Origin of the sequence: Pseudomonas sp. DC3200b2 (assembly GCF_049895785.1) — a bacterium.
GTDB classification, from domain to species: domain Bacteria; phylum Pseudomonadota; class Gammaproteobacteria; order Pseudomonadales; family Pseudomonadaceae; genus Aquipseudomonas; species Aquipseudomonas massiliensis.
In genome coordinates, this window is record NZ_JAFCTA010000001.1 from 400652 (window position 1) to 415463 (window position 14812).

Sequence of the window (14812 nt, forward strand, 5' to 3'; positions counted from 1 at the left end):
AAGAGGCAGGACATGGCAAACGCGCAAAGCGGCAAAATGATCGTCGGGCTGGATATCGGCACCTCCAAGGTGGTGGCGCTGGTGGGCGAAGTCGCGGCCGATGGCACCCTGGAGATCGTCGGTATCGGAACGCACCCGTCCCGCGGCCTGAAGAAGGGCGTGGTGGTGAACATCGAGTCCACGGTGCAGTCCATCCAGCGCGCCGTGGAAGAAGCGCAACTGATGGCGGGCTGCCGTATCCATTCAGCGTTCGTGGGCGTGGCGGGTAACCATATCCGCAGCCTCAACTCCCATGGCATCGTCGCCATCCGCGACCGCGAAGTCAGCACCGCCGACCTGGAGCGTGTACTGGATGCCGCCCAGGCGGTGGCCATTCCAGCGGACCAGCGGGTACTGCACACCCTGCCGCAGGACTACGTCATCGACAACCAGGAGGGCGTGCGCGAGCCGCTGGGCATGTCTGGCGTTCGCCTGGAAGCCAAGGTCCATGTGGTGACCTGCGCGGTGAACGCTGCCCAGAACATCGAGAAGTGCGTGCGCCGTTGCGGCCTGGAAATCGACGACATCATCCTCGAGCAGCTGGCCTCGGCCTATTCGGTGCTCACCGATGACGAGAAGGAGCTGGGCGTATGCCTGGTGGACATCGGCGGCGGCACCACCGATATCGCGATCTTCACCGAAGGGGCCATTCGCCATACGGCGGTCATCCCCATCGCCGGGGACCAGGTCACCAACGACATCGCCATGGCGCTGCGCACGCCGACCCAGTACGCCGAGGAAATCAAGATTCGCTACGCCTGCTGCCTGGCCAAGCTGGCCGGCGCGGGCGAGACCATCAAGGTGCCAAGCGTGGGCGACCGCCCGCCACGGGAATTGTCTCGCCAGGCCTTGGCCGAGGTGGTCGAGCCGCGTTATGACGAGCTCTTCACCCTGATCCAGGCCGAGCTGCGCCGTAGTGGCTACGAAGACCTGATTCCCGCCGGCATCGTGCTGACCGGTGGCACCGCCAAGATGGAAGGCGCGGTGGAGCTCGCCGAAGAGATCTTCCACATGCCGGTGCGCCTGGGCGTGCCGCATACCGTGCGGGGGCTGGATGACCTCATCCGCAACCCGATCTATTCGACAGGCGTGGGTCTACTGACCTACGGCCTGCAGAAGCAATCCGAAGGCGTGACCCTGACCGGCCTGGCCGGTCGCGAGAGCAGCTACGGCGACGAGCCCAAGGCGCCGGTACTGGAACGCCTCAAGCGGTGGGTTCAGGGCAATTTCTGATAACAGCGGTAGGCGAATAAAACTAGAGAATGGAAGGAGAGGGAACATGTTCGAGCTGGTAGACAACATCCCACAAAGCCCGGTCATCAAAGTGATCGGTGTCGGTGGTGGCGGCGGCAACGCGGTCAACCACATGGTCAAGAGCAACATCGAGGGCGTGGAGTTCATCTGCGCCAACACCGATGCCCAGGCGTTGAAGAACATCGGCGCGCGTACCGTACTGCAGCTGGGTACCGGCGTGACCAAGGGGCTGGGCGCTGGCGCCAACCCTGAAGTAGGCCGTCAGGCCGCCATGGAAGACCGCGAGCGTATCGCCGAGGTACTGCAAGGTACCAACATGGTGTTCATCACCACCGGCATGGGCGGTGGCACCGGTACCGGCGCGGCGCCGATCATCGCCGAAGTGGCCAAGGAGCTGGGCATCCTCACCGTGGCGGTCGTGACCCGGCCATTCCCCTTCGAAGGCCGCAAGCGCATGCAGATCGCCGACGAAGGCATCCGCGCCCTGGCTGAAAGCGTCGATTCGTTGATCACCATTCCCAACGAGAAGCTGCTGACCATCCTGGGCAAGGACGCCAGCCTGCTGTCAGCCTTCGCCAAGGCCGACGACGTATTGGCCGGCGCGGTGCGTGGCATTTCCGACATCATCAAGCGCCCCGGCATGATCAACGTCGACTTCGCCGACGTGCGCACCGTGATGAGCGAGATGGGCATGGCCATGATGGGCACTGGTTGCGCCAGCGGCCCGAACCGCGCTCGCGAGGCCACCGAGGCGGCCATTCGCAATCCGCTGCTCGAGGACGTCAACCTGCAGGGCGCGCGCGGCATCCTGGTGAACATCACCGCCGGCCCGGACCTGTCCCTGGGCGAGTACTCCGATGTAGGCAGCATCATCGAAGCCTTCGCCTCCGACCACGCCATGGTCAAGGTCGGTACCGTGATCGATCCGGACATGCGCGATGAGCTGCACGTTACCGTCGTGGCCACCGGCCTGGGCGCCAAGATCGAGAAGCCGGTCAAGGTCATCGACAACACCATGCAGGCGGCCGTCGCCCAGCAGACCCCGGCCCCGGCCCCGGTTCGCCAGGAGCAGCCAGCGGTCAACTACCGTGACCTGGAGCGCCCCACTGTCATGCGCAACCAGGCTCATGCCGGTGCCGCCGCGGCCGCCAAGCTCAACCCCAACGACGACCTGGACTACCTGGATATCCCGGCATTCCTGCGTCGCCAAGCCGATTAATGCAATTTATCAGGGGTATAAGGGTGATTGGTGTTCAGCAAAGGCGGGCTCTGTTATCATCGCCAGCCTTTGTTGATACCAGTTCGCAACTTGCGCTGAAGCGGCCACTGCCATGATTAAACAACGCACCCTGAAGAACATCATCCGTGCCACCGGCGTCGGCCTGCATTCCGGGGAAAAGGTATACCTGACCCTCAAGCCCGCGCCGGTGGATACCGGTATCGTGTTCTGCCGTACCGATCTGGACCCAGTGGTCCAGATTCCCGCGCGTGCGGAAAACGTCGGTGAAACCACCATGTCCACCACCCTTTTCCAGGGGGACATCAAGGTAGACACCGTGGAGCATTTGCTTTCGGCCATGGCCGGCCTGGGGATCGATAACGCCTACGTCGAACTCTCCGCGTCGGAAGTGCCGATCATGGATGGTAGCGCTGGTCCCTTCGTATTCCTGATTCAATCGGCCGGCCTGGAAGAACAGGACGCGCCGAAGAAATTCATCCGCATCCTTCGGGAAGTCGCGGTGGAAGAGGGCGACAAGCGCGCTACCTTCCTGCCGTTCGAAGGGTTCAAGGTGAGTTTCGAGATCGATTTCGATCACCCGGTATTCAAGGATCGCACCCAGAGCGCCAGTGTGGATTTCTCCAGCACGTCTTTCGTCAAGGAAGTCAGCCGGGCCCGCACCTTCGGCTTCATGAGCGACATCGAATACCTGCGCAAGCACAACCTGGCGCTTGGTGGCAGCGTCGAGAACGCCATCGTGGTCGACAAGGAAGGCGTGTTGAACGAGGACGGTCTTCGTTACGAGGATGAGTTCGTCAAGCACAAGATCCTGGACGCCATCGGCGATCTCTACCTGCTGGGCAACAGCCTGATCGGTGAATTCCGCGGCTTCAAGTCGGGGCATGCCCTGAACAACCGGCTGCTGCGCAAGCTCATCGAACAGAAAGACGCATGGGAAGTGGTCACCTTCGAAGACGCGAGTACCGCGCCGATCTCCTACATGCGCCCGGTTGCGGCAGTCTAAGCTCGAACCTTCTCTCTAGATTCAGGCCACCTTCGGGTGGCCTTTTTTATTCGTGGTGCCGCGGTTATGGGCCGAGCCTTGGGTGGGAGCCGGCGTAGCTGGCGAGCTTGCGCGCGCATCTGGTCGGTTCGACGGCTGAAGTGCCTCCTAATGGCAGGGGGTGGGCTATTCCTCGTGACCTTCGCTACCGAAGGATCACTTTCGCCTATGGCGCGCCAGGCGCTCCAGGGCGGCGCGCAGGTTCGGGTCCGTGACGCCTTCGGCCGCCGCCTGGAGGCTCTCGGCGGCCGTATCGGAAAGGTTCAGGCCCAGGCCCGAGGCGCGACGGGGGCCGACGCTGGGTTGCACCTTGAAGAGAATACGGGTCAGGCCGGCGAATTCAGGCATCCCCTGCAAGCCCTGCTGCAGGCGCCGCTGCTGGTAGCGCAAGCGGGTAGCCCAATGACCGTCGGTGACCACCAGCAGCAGGCTGCCTTCGCGCCAGGCAGCCACATGGCAATGCTCGCGGGCGGCAGGTTGCAGCTGGGTATCCAGCAGTTTCTTGATCTGGCTCAGCCGCTGGGCCTGGCTCAGCAGCGCCTTGAGCGGCCGCGCCTCGCGCAGTAGTACGGCGGGTGGGCGGGCCGGGTGCGGTCGGAATGCCATGGACGCTCGTCTCCGGTGGGGCAGGCATGGTACCAGAAGCCAGCGGGGTCGTATGTTACGCCGAGCGCCATGACGATTGCTTCAGAAGCTTGAAGTTGGGAAAAAAGGCCTTATTGTAAACCCGCCCCGTAAAAGCGCTGTGCCAGCATGGTGGTCTCGCCACTTTCCTCTCCATCGTTTCCGGGTAGAATGCTCGTTCGCATGCGGCCATGAGGGCTGCGCGGGCGACTCCTGGGGCCGCCCCTCCATCCCAAAGTGTGGAAGATCCAGCCGATATGTTTGCGCCTTTGTTGAAAAAACTTTTTGGAAGCAAGAACGAGCGTGAAGTCAAGCGCATGCTCAAGACGGTGGCTATCGTCAATGCCTTCGAAGAGAAAATGGTCGCGCTCTCGGACGAGCAACTGCGTGCCAAGACTCCCGAGTTCCAGGCTCGCTTCGCCAAAGGTGAATCCCTCGACGCCTTGCTGCCGGAAGCCTTCGCCGTCTGTCGCGAAGCCGGCAAGCGGATCATGGGCATGCGTCACTTCGACGTGCAGCTCATCGGCGGCATGACACTCCACGAAGGCCGCATCGCCGAGATGCGTACCGGCGAGGGCAAGACCCTCGTAGCTACCCTGGCGGTGTACCTCAATGCCCTGTCCGGCAAGGGCGTCCACGTGGTGACCGTGAACGACTACCTGGCCCGCCGGGACGCCAACTGGATGCGCCCTCTGTATGAGTTCCTCGGCCTGAGCGTAGGCGTGGTCACGCCCTTCCAGCCCCCGGAAGAGAAGCGCGCCGCCTATGCCGCCGACATTACCTACGGCACCAACAACGAATTCGGCTTCGACTACCTGCGCGACAACATGGCTTTCAGCCTGGAGGAGAAGTTCCAGCGCGAGCTGAATTTCGCCGTGATCGACGAAGTGGACTCCATCCTCATCGACGAAGCCCGTACCCCGCTGATCATTTCCGGCCAGGCCGAGGACAGCTCTCGCCTGTACATGGAGATCAACCGCCTGATCCCGCGCCTCAAGCAGCACATCGAGGAGGTGGAAGGCCAGGTGACCCAGCAGGGCCACTTCACCGTCGACGAAAAGAGCCGCCAGGTCGAACTCAACGAGGCGGGCCATCAGTTCATCGAGGAACTGCTCACCCAGGCCGACCTGCTCTCCGAGGGCGAGAGCCTGTATTCGGCCCATAACCTTGGCCTGCTGACCCACGTCTATGCCGGCCTGCGCGCCCACAAGCTGTTCCACCGCAACGTGGAGTACATCGTGCAGGATGGCAACATCCTGCTGATCGACGAGCACACCGGCCGCACCATGCCGGGTCGTCGCCTGTCCGAGGGCCTGCACCAGGCCATCGAGGCCAAGGAGGGGCTCAAGATCCAGGCCGAAAGCCAGACGCTGGCCTCGACCACCTTCCAGAACTATTTCCGTCTCTACGCCAAGCTGTCGGGCATGACCGGCACCGCGGACACCGAGGCCTTCGAGTTCCAGCAGATCTACAACCTGCCGGTGATGGTGATTCCGCCGAACCGCCCGTTGGCGCGCAAGGACTTCAACGACCTGGTGTACCTCACCGCCGATGAGAAGTACGCTGCCATCATCGCTGACATCAAGCAGTGCATGGCCACTGGCCGGCCGGTGCTGGTGGGGACCGCCACCATCGAAACCTCCGAGCACATGTCCAACCTGCTCAAGCAGGAAGGCATCGACCACAAGGTGCTCAACGCCAAGTATCACGAGAAGGAAGCGGAAATCATCGCCCAGGCCGGCCGCCCGGGCGCGCTGACCATCGCCACCAACATGGCCGGTCGTGGCACGGACATCCTGCTTGGCGGCAACTGGGAGGTGGAAGTCGCCGCCCTGGAGAACCCGACCGAGGAGCAGATCGCCCAGATCAAGGCCGACTGGCAGAAGCGTCACCAGCAAGTACTGGAAGCCGGTGGCCTGCATGTGATCGCTTCCGAGCGTCACGAATCGCGCCGCATCGACAACCAGTTGCGCGGCCGCGCCGGGCGCCAGGGCGACGCCGGTTCCAGCCGTTTCTACCTGTCCCTGGAAGATCCTCTGATGCGAATCTTCGCCTCGGACCGGGTCAAGAACTTCATGAAGGCACTGGGGATGCAGTCCGGCGAGGCCATCGAGCACCGCATGGTCACCAATGCCATCGAAAAAGCCCAACGCAAGGTCGAGGGCCGCAACTTCGACATCCGCAAGCAGTTGCTGGAGTTCGACGACGTTTCCAGCGAGCAGCGCAAGGTGATCTACCACATGCGCAACAGCCTGCTGGCGGCCGAGAACATCGGCGACACCATCGCCGAGTTCCGCGAGGACGTGCTCAACAGCATCGTGTCCCAGCACATCCCGCCCCAGTCGCTGCCGGAGCAATGGGACATCCCTGGCCTGGAGGCGGCCCTGCAGGCCGAGTTCGCCGTGGACCTGCCCATCCAGAAGTGGCTCGACGATGACGAGAAGCTTTACGAGGAAACGTTGCGCGAGCGCCTGCTGGCTGAAATCCTGTCGGCGTACAACGAGAAGGAAAACCAGGCAAGCACCGAAGCCCTGCGTACCTTCGAGAAGCAGATCCTGCTGCGGGTGATCGACGACCTGTGGAAGGATCACCTGTCCACCATGGATCATCTGCGCCACGGCATTCATCTGCGCGGATACGCCCAGAAGAACCCCAAGCAGGAATACAAGCGCGAGTCGTTCACCCTGTTCCAGGAATTGCTCGACTCGATCAAGCGCGACACCATTCGCGTGCTGTCCCACGTGCAGGTTCGCCGCGAGGACCCGGCCGAGGAAGAAGCGCGCCTGCGTCGCGAAGCCGAGGAACTGGCCCAGCGCATGCAGTTCCGCCATGCCGAGGCCCCAGGCCTGGACGAGCCCGAGGCGCTGGACACCCCGCCCGAGGGTGACGTGGCCGCTGCCCTGGCGCCCGTGCGCAACGAGCAGAAGCTTGGCCGTAACGAGCTCTGCTGGTGCGGTTCCGGCAAGAAATTCAAGCATTGCCACGGGCGTATCGAATAACCCTGGCAACGCCCTGGTCTGATCACACTTACGCCGCGTCGGCTCCTTCCGTCGCGGCGTTTACCTTTCTGGCTTCATCCCTTCCCAAGGAGTCATCAATGGCTGTCGGTCTCGGTCCCTTGCCCATCCTGCATCCTGTCCCCGGTTTCGAACTGGGCATCGCTTCGGCAGGCATCAAACGACCGGGCCGCAAGGACGTGGTGGTAATGCGCTGCGCCGAAGGCTCCAGCGTGGCGGGAGTGTTCACCCTCAATGCCTTCTGCGCGGCGCCGGTGATCCTGGCCAGGCAGCGGGTCGGAGGGGAGGTGCGTTACCTGCTGACCAATACCGGCAATGCCAATGCCGGTACCGGCCAGCCCGGGTTGGCCGCGGCTGAGCGCACCTGCGAGAGCCTGGCGCGCCTGACGGGTGTCTCGGCCCAGGCCGTGCTGCCGTTCTCCACCGGCGTTATCGGCGAGCCGCTGCCGGTAGAGAAGATCGAAGGCGCCCTGCAGGCCGCCCTGGACAACCTTGCCGAAGGCAACTGGGCGGAGGCGGCGGTAGGCATCATGACCACCGATACCCTGCCAAAGGGTGCCAGCCGCCAGTTCAGTCATGACGGCGTTACCATCACCGTGACCGGTATCAGCAAGGGTGCCGGAATGATCCGGCCCAACATGGCGACCATGCTGGGCTATATCGCGACCGACGCCAAGGTGGCCCAGCCCGTTCTGCAGGATCTGATCCGCGATGCGGCGAACAAGTCGTTCAATCGCATCACCATCGATGGCGATACCTCCACCAACGATTGCTGCATGCTGGTAGCCACCGGCAAGGCCGCCCTGCCGGAGGTCACCGAAGCCAGCGGGCCATTGTTCGCGGCGTTGAAGCAGGCCGTGTTCGATGTGTGCATGGATGTGGCACAGGCCATCGTGCGTGACGGCGAGGGTGCCACCAAGTTCGTGACCGTAGAGGTCAACGGCGGCGGCAACCATCAGGAATGCCTGGATGTAGGCTATGCCGTAGCGCATTCGCCCCTGATCAAGACCGCGCTTTTCGCGTCGGACCCGAACTGGGGTCGTATCCTGGCCGCGGTGGGCCGCGCGGGCGTGCCCGAGCTGGATGTGAGCAAGATCGACGTTTACCTGGGCGATGTCTGCATTGCCAGCCAGGGTGGCCGCGCCCCGACCTATACCGAGGAACAGGGCGCGGCGGTCATGGCCCAGGCCGAGATCGGCATTCGTATCGAACTGGGCCGTGGTGCTTGCAGCGAGACGATCTGGACCACTGACCTGTCTCACGAATACGTGAAGATCAACGCCGAGTACCGTACCTAATCGGCCGTACCGACTGGCCAGGGCTGCCCAAGGAGGACATGTGAAACGGGTTCATGTAGTCGCGGCGGTGATCCGTCGCGCCGATGGCAAGGTATTGATCGCCCGACGCGGCGCTACTCAGCATCAAGGCAACCTGTGGGAGTTTCCCGGGGGCAAGCTGGAGGCGGGCGAAACCCCGCGTGCCGGACTGGCTCGGGAGCTCGTCGAGGAGTTGGGCATCGAAGTCACTTCCGCCCGCCCACTGATCCAGGTGCCCCATGACTACCCGGACAAGCAGGTGTTGCTGGATGTCTGGGAAGTGGACGGCTTCAATGGCGAGCCTCATGGCGCTGAAGGCCAGCCTCTGGAGTGGGTAGCTCCCAAGGCCTTGGAAGAGTACGAATTCCCAGCGGCCAACCTGGCCATCGTCAGCGCGGCTTGCTTGCCCGCTGCCTACCTGATCACGCCGGACAACCTTCCGGGCCCCGAACTGCTTGGCGGACTGCGCACCGCCATCGCTCAGGGCGCCCGGCTGGTGCAGTTGCGCGCGCCGGACCTCTACGACCCTCAATATCGGGACCTGGCCGTGGATGCGGTCGGGTTGTGCGCGGCCAAGGCCCAACTGATGCTCAAGGGGCCCTTGGAATGGCTGGGAGATTTTCCGTCGGCCGGGTGGCACCTGACCTCGGCTCAGTTGCGCAAGTATGCGCCCAACGGCCGCCCCTTCCCTGCGGACCGCTGGCTGGCGGCTTCCTGCCACAGTGCTGAAGAGCTGGAACTGGCCGAGCGCATGGGGGTGGATTTCGTGACCCTCTCGCCGATCCAGGCTACTCAGACCCACCCCGATGCATCGCCCTTGGGCTGGGAACAGGCCCATGCGCTGATCGCTGGCTTCGGCAAGCCCGTTTATCTGCTGGGCGGGCTATCGCCGGTAGATTGCGACCGGGCCTGGAGCATCGGCGCCCAAGGCGTGGCAGGCATTCGCAGCTTCTGGCCCACCCCACGGTAGCAGCCGCGCCGGGCCACGCTGGCTTGCGCTCAGCTATGACCTGGTCGCGGCCAAGGCCGGCTGCTACGGTGCTCATTCTCGCACCGCTTGCGCCCAGAGCACTTCCTCTACGCCTTCGAGGCGGGCGATCATCCGCGCCGCCACGAAGAGCAGGTCGGAAAGGCGGTTAAGGTAAGCCAGGCCAACAGCCTCCAGTGGTTCTTCGCGATGCAGCTGCTGACAGCGGCGCTCGGCGGTACGGGCCTGGCTGCGGCACAGGTGAGCCTGGGCCACACGCACCGAGCCCCCCGGCAGGATGAAGTTGCGTAACGGGCCCAATACCTCGTTCCATTCGTCGATGCTGTTTTCCAGCAGGGCTACGTCCTCGGCCTGCAACGCGCGATAGCCGGGCATCGCCAATTCCCCGCCCAGGTCGAACAAACGGTGCTGGCAGGGAGCCAGGGCATCGCTGATGGCCGCCAGGGCGGAGTCATTGGCCAATTGCGCCAACAGCAGGCCCAGCTGACTGTTAAGGGTATCCACTTCGCCCATGGCCTCGACGCGAGGGTGGTCCTTGGCCACCCGGCGGCCGTCGCCCAGGCCTGTCTCTCCACCGTCGCCGGTGCGGGTATAGATTTTCGAAAGACGGTTCCCCATGTCATTGTCCTTGCGCGGCGCTGGAGGCGGTTGGTTGCACCAGGGGCAAGCGCAGCGTGAAGCAGGTGCCCACCCCCTGGGTCGACTGCACTTCCATCTGCCCCTTGTGGTTATTGGTAATGATGAAGTAAGACACCGAGAGCCCCAGGCCCGTGCCCTGGCCTACTTCCTTGGTGGTGAAGAAAGGTTCGAACATACGTTTGCGCACGCTCTCGGGCATGCCGACGCCGTTGTCTTCCACCTGTACCTCCGCCCATGGTCCATTGAGGCGAGTGCGCAAGGTAATGCGCCCGGGGTCGTTGGGATGTTCACGCTGGTGAATGGCCTGGGCGGCGTTCTTCAACAGGTTGAGCAGCACCTGCTCCAGCTCGTTGGCGGTGCCCGGCACCGGCCCCAGGCGGGGGTCGAACTGGCGTACGATGGATTGGCCGCGGAAGTCGAAGCCGATGCTCAGGTCGAAGTCGTTGCTGGCGATTTCCACCGCCTGCTCGATAAGGGCAGGGAGGTCGCAGGGCGCCATCTGCCGGTTGCTTCGCCGACTGAAACTGAGCATGTGAGTCACGATTTTCGCCGCCCGCGCGCCGGCCCCATGAATGCCTTCGAGCAGGCCGGGAATATCCCGTGCTGCCAGATAGTCGTTGACCTTGGCCAGGGACACGCCTACCGCCTCGGCCTGCTCCAGGTTCTTCGGCAACTCTGCCGAAAGACGTCGGCGGATGTTCTGCACGTTGTGAAGGATGGCGCCCAGCGGGTTATTGATCTCGTGGGCCATGCCGGCGGCGAGGCCGCCGACGGAAAGCATCTTTTCCGACTGCACCATCATGTCTTCCAGAGACAGGCGCTGGGTGATGTCGTCAATACGAATCACCACCCCGCGCCCCGCGCTGCCGGTCAGCGGGTAGAAGGTAAGGGCATAGTGGTGAGGCACGTCGCCGCGCTGCCAGGTGACCCGCTCGATCTTCGCCACCCGATGCTGTTCTACCGTGCTCTTGAGCTGCGGCAGATAAGGCTTGAGTGGTTCGAAGGCAAGGAAGATGGGCTGGTTCAGGGCTTCGTCCAGGGGGGTGCCGGAAAGCGCGCTGGCTTCCTTGTTCCATTGGGTCACGTAAAGCTGCTCATCCAGGGCGATCAGCGCCGACGGCATGGAGTCGATGATGCTGTTGAGGTAATTCTGAAACCCGGTGAGCTTTTTCTCGATCTTGCTGCGCACCTGCACTTCCAGTTCGAGCTTGCGGTTGGTGTGTCGGGTTTCCTCCGCCAGGCCCTGGGCCGCGTCGTAGGCGGCCTGGGAGTCGTCCCTGGCGCGCTTGAGCTGTTGCTCTCGGGCTTCCATGCGCGACAGCATGGTATTGAACGCCGCGGCCAGGCTGCCGATTTCGTCCTGGTTGCCCGGCTGGGCGCGCAGTGCGTAGTTCTCTTCCCGAGTGACCTGGCGGGTGAGCTCTTCGAGCTGATAGATAGGGCGTGTGATCAAGCGCCGAATCTGCCGCGCGATCACCATCCACAGCAGTACGCTGAACACCAGTATTCCCACGCTGGCAGTGAAGGTGCCGGTATAGAACGCCATGGGCAATTCGCTGCTGGCGATCAGTAACAGATGCCCTGGCGGGCCTCCGGCCACCCCAGGCAAGGTCGCCAGCTCGGTGGTGCGAAATTCGGTAAGGCGCCACTCCGGCAAGTCGTCGAAGTGCTTGGGCAGGCTCAGTTTGCTGCCATGTTGCAGCTGAGCCAGGCGCTCGCCATTGCCGCCATACACGGCTGCCGCGCGCAATGGCGTGTAGCTGTCCAGGCTTTTGAGCAAGGCATTGGCCGCCTCGACATCGGTCAGGGCTCGCTGGGCAAGCTGTGGCTGGGCCGCCAGCTTGCCGATGGTCTGCAAGGCCTGGGGCGCCATGCTTTCGTGGGAAATCCAATAGGCCGCCGTGATGAACGTCAGATTGGCCACCACCAGGACGGTCACCATCAACACCAGCAAGGCGGCGAGCAGCTTCTGCCCGACCGGAAGGTTTTCAAGACGTTGTCGCAAAGGCATCGCAGATCCGGCTCTCAGGTAACCGGCCGAGTGTAGCAAAGGGTGGGCTCAGTTCGTCGGCAGGTGGCGCGAGGCCAGGTAGTCGATCAGCCGATGGTGCAGGGCTTCGAGGCGGGGCAAGGCCAGGCCGAGGGTGGCCGCCCGTGCGCAGGCGTAGCTGATCAGGTAGGCGATTTCCGTTCGGCGGCCGGCGGTGACGTCCTGATACATGGAGGAGTAGTTGGCCGCCGTCGCGGTCACGATGCGCTCCACCTCCAAGGCCAGGCCCTCGGCGGCTTCGGCTTGGCCTTCCGCCTGCAGCAGGGCAGTAAGCTCGGCGCAAAGGGCGTCCACGGCCTCGGCATGGTCGTTCAAGGCACCGTTGCGGCACTGGTGCAGCACGGTAAGGGGGTTTATGGCGCAATTGACCGCCAGCTTGCGCCAGAGACGGCCAAGGATGTGTGGCGTCCATTGGTGAGGAATGCCCGCCTGCGCCAGGTCAGCCAGCCAGTCAGGCGCCTGGGCGTCGCCTGGCCGACCGAGCCAGGTGAAGCCTTGGCCGGCGAATACCACGCTGCCGTCTGCCTGGCACCAGGCACCTTCGGTCGTGGAGCCATAAACGACCCGGGCCTCTGGCAACGCCTCGGATACCGCCTGCTGGCTGCCCAGGCCGTTTTGCAGGAGCACTACGGTCGCTCCCGGCACCAGGCGCTGGCGCACGCCGGCCACGGCCGCGGCGACGTCATAGGCCTTGCAGGTCACCAGCAAGCGTTCGATGGGGGTGGCCGCGGCCGCGGTCTCGGCGGGCAAGGCCGTGGTGAAGGCGTGGCCGTTTTCAATCAGGCGCAGGCCAGGGCCCTGGAGGTACTGTTCCAACCGTGAGGCAGAGCGCAGGATCAACCGTACCGGCAAGCCGGCGCGCGCCAGCCGGCACGCCCAGAGCGTGCCCACGCTGCCGGCGCCAAGCAGGTGCCATGACCGAGCCGCCATGGTTCAGCCCTTGGCGGGCAGCCGCCGCGCGTTGACCAGGCCCGTGGCGTAGGCGTCCTGCAGCAGCCGACTGGCTTCACCGAACAGGCTCACCGGCTCGATCGGCAGGCTTTTCTCGTCCAGGCCCACCAGGCTGATGCCAGCACGGACGTCAATCAGCCCGGCGCTGGTCATGAAACCCTTGAGATTGAGCCCGTCATGGAGGCGCTTGAAACTGCTGGGCGCGCACTCCTGCAAGCTGCGCGGAAGGGTAAGCAGCACGAAATGATGGTCGTCCAGCCGCGCGAGCACATCCAGCGGCCTGACCATTTGCTGCAATCGACGACCCACACCCTGGAGCAATTCGTCGTAGAATTCGTCGCCCTGGTCCTGCTGCAAGGTTGCGGCGTTCTGCAGGCCGATCAGCAGGTAGCACAGGGCACCACCCCGGGCCTGGATCTGCCGCAGGCAGTCGTCGAGCTTCTGGCGCAGGTAGCGGGCGTTGCCCAGGCCGGTGAGAGGGTCTACCAGGTTGCGCTGTTCAAGACTGGCGATATTATCGCGCAGCAGGCGATTTTCCCGGCGGGTTCGTTGCAACAGGCTATACAACCGATCACCGGCATGCACCCGGCTCAGCAGGTGCGCCTGGAACTGGTCTGGCGGTAGTACGTCATCCACGCCCAGGTCGGCGGTCTCGTCCAGCAGATGCGCGCTGGGGCGCGGGTCTACCAGGATGATCCAGGTATGGTCCTGGGTGGCTTCATCCAGCAGGCGAACCTGGGAAGCCAGGCGCAACCCGGCGTCGCCGGCGGTGATCAGGACGTTGGCCGACCGCTGGTCCAGCTCCGTGAGGGCCTGGCTGGCGGTACTCAGGCGCAGGTCGGCATAGCCGCCTGCCTGCAACCGCATGGCAGCCTCTTGGCCCAGGTCGGCCTCGTCGAAGGCCAGGAGGATGCTCAGGTTCGGGTTGGACATCTAACGCTCGCAATAAGGGAGTGCCGCGATCTAACGCAAACGATGCTATCCCTTGGCGGTTACCGAAGTTGCGAGGAAAGCATGTCGCAATGCTGGCACTCGTTATAATGATCCGTGCTTTTGGTCGTCAAGCCAGGCTAACGGGTTTATTGCGCTCAACCGACAAAAACACCCAACAGCTGTCTGTTTTGTAACAAATTGGAGAATTTGAATGCCCTCGTTCGACGTAGTGTCCGAGTTGGACAAACACGAAGTGACCAATGCCGTCGACAATGCCATCAAGGAATTGGAACGCCGTTACGATCTCAAAGGCAAGGCGCAGATGGCCTTCAACGACAAGGACAAGACTGTGAACCTCACCGCGGAGGCCGAGTTCCAGCTCGAAGCCACGCTGGAGATACTGCGCATGGCGTTGGTCAAGCGCAAGATCGACGTACAGTGCCTGGAGGTGAAAGAGCCTTACGCCTCAGGCAAGGAGATGAAACAGGACATCGTGCTGCGCGAAGGCCTGGACAAGGAAATGGCCAAGAAAATCGTGGCCCGCATCAAGGATGCCAAGCTCAAGGTGCAGGCAGCCATCCAGGGCGAGCAGGTGCGCGTCACCGGCAAGAAACGCGATGATTTGCAGGAAGCGATCGCGCTGCTGCGTGGCGAACAATTCGGCATGCCGCTGCAGTTCAACAACTTCCGCGACTGATCGAAGCGGAACCATCAGGGGG

Annotated in this window: 12 protein-coding genes; 7 read left to right on the forward strand and 5 right to left on the reverse strand. The window is 63.4% G+C overall.

Features of this window, described 5'->3' with window-relative positions; genetic code table 11:
• Positions 1-12 precede the first annotated feature (12 nt).
• From ftsA to lpxC, 3 genes are all read left to right on the forward strand, one after another.
• Positions 13-1272: a cell division protein FtsA gene (gene ftsA, locus ACP691_RS02010; protein ID WP_040261840.1), complete on the forward strand. Its 1260-nt coding sequence runs from the start codon at positions 13-15 to the stop codon at positions 1270-1272.
• Positions 1273-1318: 46 nt separating this feature from the next.
• Positions 1319-2512 carry a cell division protein FtsZ gene (gene ftsZ, locus ACP691_RS02015; RefSeq protein WP_426149840.1) on the forward strand — a complete coding sequence of 398 codons (1194 nt, stop codon included), beginning with the start codon at positions 1319-1321 and terminating at the stop codon, positions 2510-2512.
• Between the two features lie 112 nt (positions 2513-2624).
• Positions 2625-3536: a UDP-3-O-acyl-N-acetylglucosamine deacetylase gene (gene lpxC / locus ACP691_RS02020; protein ID WP_040261842.1), complete on the forward strand. Its 912-nt coding sequence runs from the start codon at positions 2625-2627 to the stop codon at positions 3534-3536.
• Positions 3537-3731: 195 nt separating this feature from the next.
• On the opposite strand, the gene ACP691_RS02025 is transcribed toward lpxC, so the two are convergent.
• Positions 3732-4181 carry a DUF721 domain-containing protein gene (locus tag ACP691_RS02025; protein ID WP_426149841.1) on the reverse strand — a complete coding sequence of 150 codons (450 nt, stop codon included), beginning with the start codon at positions 4179-4181 and terminating at the stop codon, positions 3732-3734.
• Between the two features lie 275 nt (positions 4182-4456).
• Between ACP691_RS02025 and secA the strand changes: the two genes are divergently transcribed.
• The 3 genes from secA (at position 4457) to ACP691_RS02040 (ending at position 9502) form a co-directional block, all read left to right on the forward strand.
• Positions 4457-7198: a preprotein translocase subunit SecA gene (gene secA, locus ACP691_RS02030; protein ID WP_426149842.1), complete on the forward strand. Its 2742-nt coding sequence runs from the start codon at positions 4457-4459 to the stop codon at positions 7196-7198.
• Positions 7199-7296: 98 nt separating this feature from the next.
• Complete coding sequence (argJ, locus tag ACP691_RS02035; protein WP_426149843.1) at positions 7297-8514, forward strand: bifunctional glutamate N-acetyltransferase/amino-acid acetyltransferase ArgJ; 1218 nt, start codon at positions 7297-7299, stop codon at positions 8512-8514.
• Between the two features lie 40 nt (positions 8515-8554).
• Entirely contained in the window at positions 8555-9502 is a 948-nt protein-coding gene (locus tag ACP691_RS02040) for a Nudix family hydrolase (RefSeq protein WP_426149844.1), read from the forward strand.
• A gap of 72 nt (positions 9503-9574) precedes the next feature.
• Here ACP691_RS02040 and ACP691_RS02045 read toward each other — a convergent pair whose 3' ends face one another.
• The 4 genes from ACP691_RS02045 to ACP691_RS02060 are packed head-to-tail and all read right to left on the reverse strand — an operon-like array spanning position 9575 to position 14093.
• Positions 9575-10138 (reverse strand): cob(I)yrinic acid a,c-diamide adenosyltransferase, encoded by a 564-nt coding sequence (locus tag ACP691_RS02045; RefSeq protein ID WP_426149845.1) that lies wholly within the window; start codon positions 10136-10138, stop codon positions 9575-9577.
• 1 nt (position 10139) lies between these two features.
• On the reverse strand, positions 10140-12170 hold the full coding sequence (locus ACP691_RS02050; RefSeq protein WP_426149846.1) for an ATP-binding protein: 2031 nt from the start codon (positions 12168-12170) through the stop codon (positions 10140-10142).
• A 48-nt stretch (positions 12171-12218) separates the two neighbouring features.
• Positions 12219-13139 carry a putative 2-dehydropantoate 2-reductase gene (locus ACP691_RS02055; RefSeq protein WP_426149847.1) on the reverse strand — a complete coding sequence of 307 codons (921 nt, stop codon included), beginning with the start codon at positions 13137-13139 and terminating at the stop codon, positions 12219-12221.
• Positions 13140-13142: 3 nt separating this feature from the next.
• Positions 13143-14093: a GGDEF domain-containing protein gene (locus ACP691_RS02060; RefSeq protein WP_426149848.1), complete on the reverse strand. Its 951-nt coding sequence runs from the start codon at positions 14091-14093 to the stop codon at positions 13143-13145.
• A gap of 211 nt (positions 14094-14304) precedes the next feature.
• On the opposite strand from ACP691_RS02060, the gene ACP691_RS02065 reads away from it, so the two are divergent.
• Complete coding sequence (locus ACP691_RS02065; protein WP_426149849.1) at positions 14305-14790, forward strand: YajQ family cyclic di-GMP-binding protein; 486 nt, start codon at positions 14305-14307, stop codon at positions 14788-14790.
• Positions 14791-14812 lie beyond the last annotated feature (22 nt).

Excerpts from the sequence above, each read along its gene's own strand:
- ftsA (WP_040261840.1), top strand. The coding sequence starts at position 13 with ATGGCAAACGCGCAAAGCGGCAAAATGATCGTCGGGCTGGATATCGGC.
- ACP691_RS02045 (WP_426149845.1), bottom strand. The coding sequence starts at position 10,138 with ATGGGGAACCGTCTTTCGAAAATCTATACCCGCACCGGCGACGGTGGA.
- ACP691_RS02065 (WP_426149849.1), top strand. The coding sequence starts at position 14,305 with ATGCCCTCGTTCGACGTAGTGTCCGAGTTGGACAAACACGAAGTGACC.
- secA (WP_426149842.1), top strand. The coding sequence starts at position 4,457 with ATGTTTGCGCCTTTGTTGAAAAAACTTTTTGGAAGCAAGAACGAGCGT.
- ftsZ (WP_426149840.1), top strand. The coding sequence starts at position 1,319 with ATGTTCGAGCTGGTAGACAACATCCCACAAAGCCCGGTCATCAAAGTG.
- ACP691_RS02025 (WP_426149841.1), bottom strand. The coding sequence starts at position 4,181 with ATGGCATTCCGACCGCACCCGGCCCGCCCACCCGCCGTACTACTGCGC.
- ACP691_RS02060 (WP_426149848.1), bottom strand. The coding sequence starts at position 14,093 with ATGTCCAACCCGAACCTGAGCATCCTCCTGGCCTTCGACGAGGCCGAC.
- argJ (WP_426149843.1), top strand. The coding sequence starts at position 7,297 with ATGGCTGTCGGTCTCGGTCCCTTGCCCATCCTGCATCCTGTCCCCGGT.
- ACP691_RS02050 (WP_426149846.1), bottom strand. The coding sequence starts at position 12,170 with ATGCCTTTGCGACAACGTCTTGAAAACCTTCCGGTCGGGCAGAAGCTG.
- ACP691_RS02055 (WP_426149847.1), bottom strand. The coding sequence starts at position 13,139 with ATGGCGGCTCGGTCATGGCACCTGCTTGGCGCCGGCAGCGTGGGCACG.
- lpxC (WP_040261842.1), top strand. The coding sequence starts at position 2,625 with ATGATTAAACAACGCACCCTGAAGAACATCATCCGTGCCACCGGCGTC.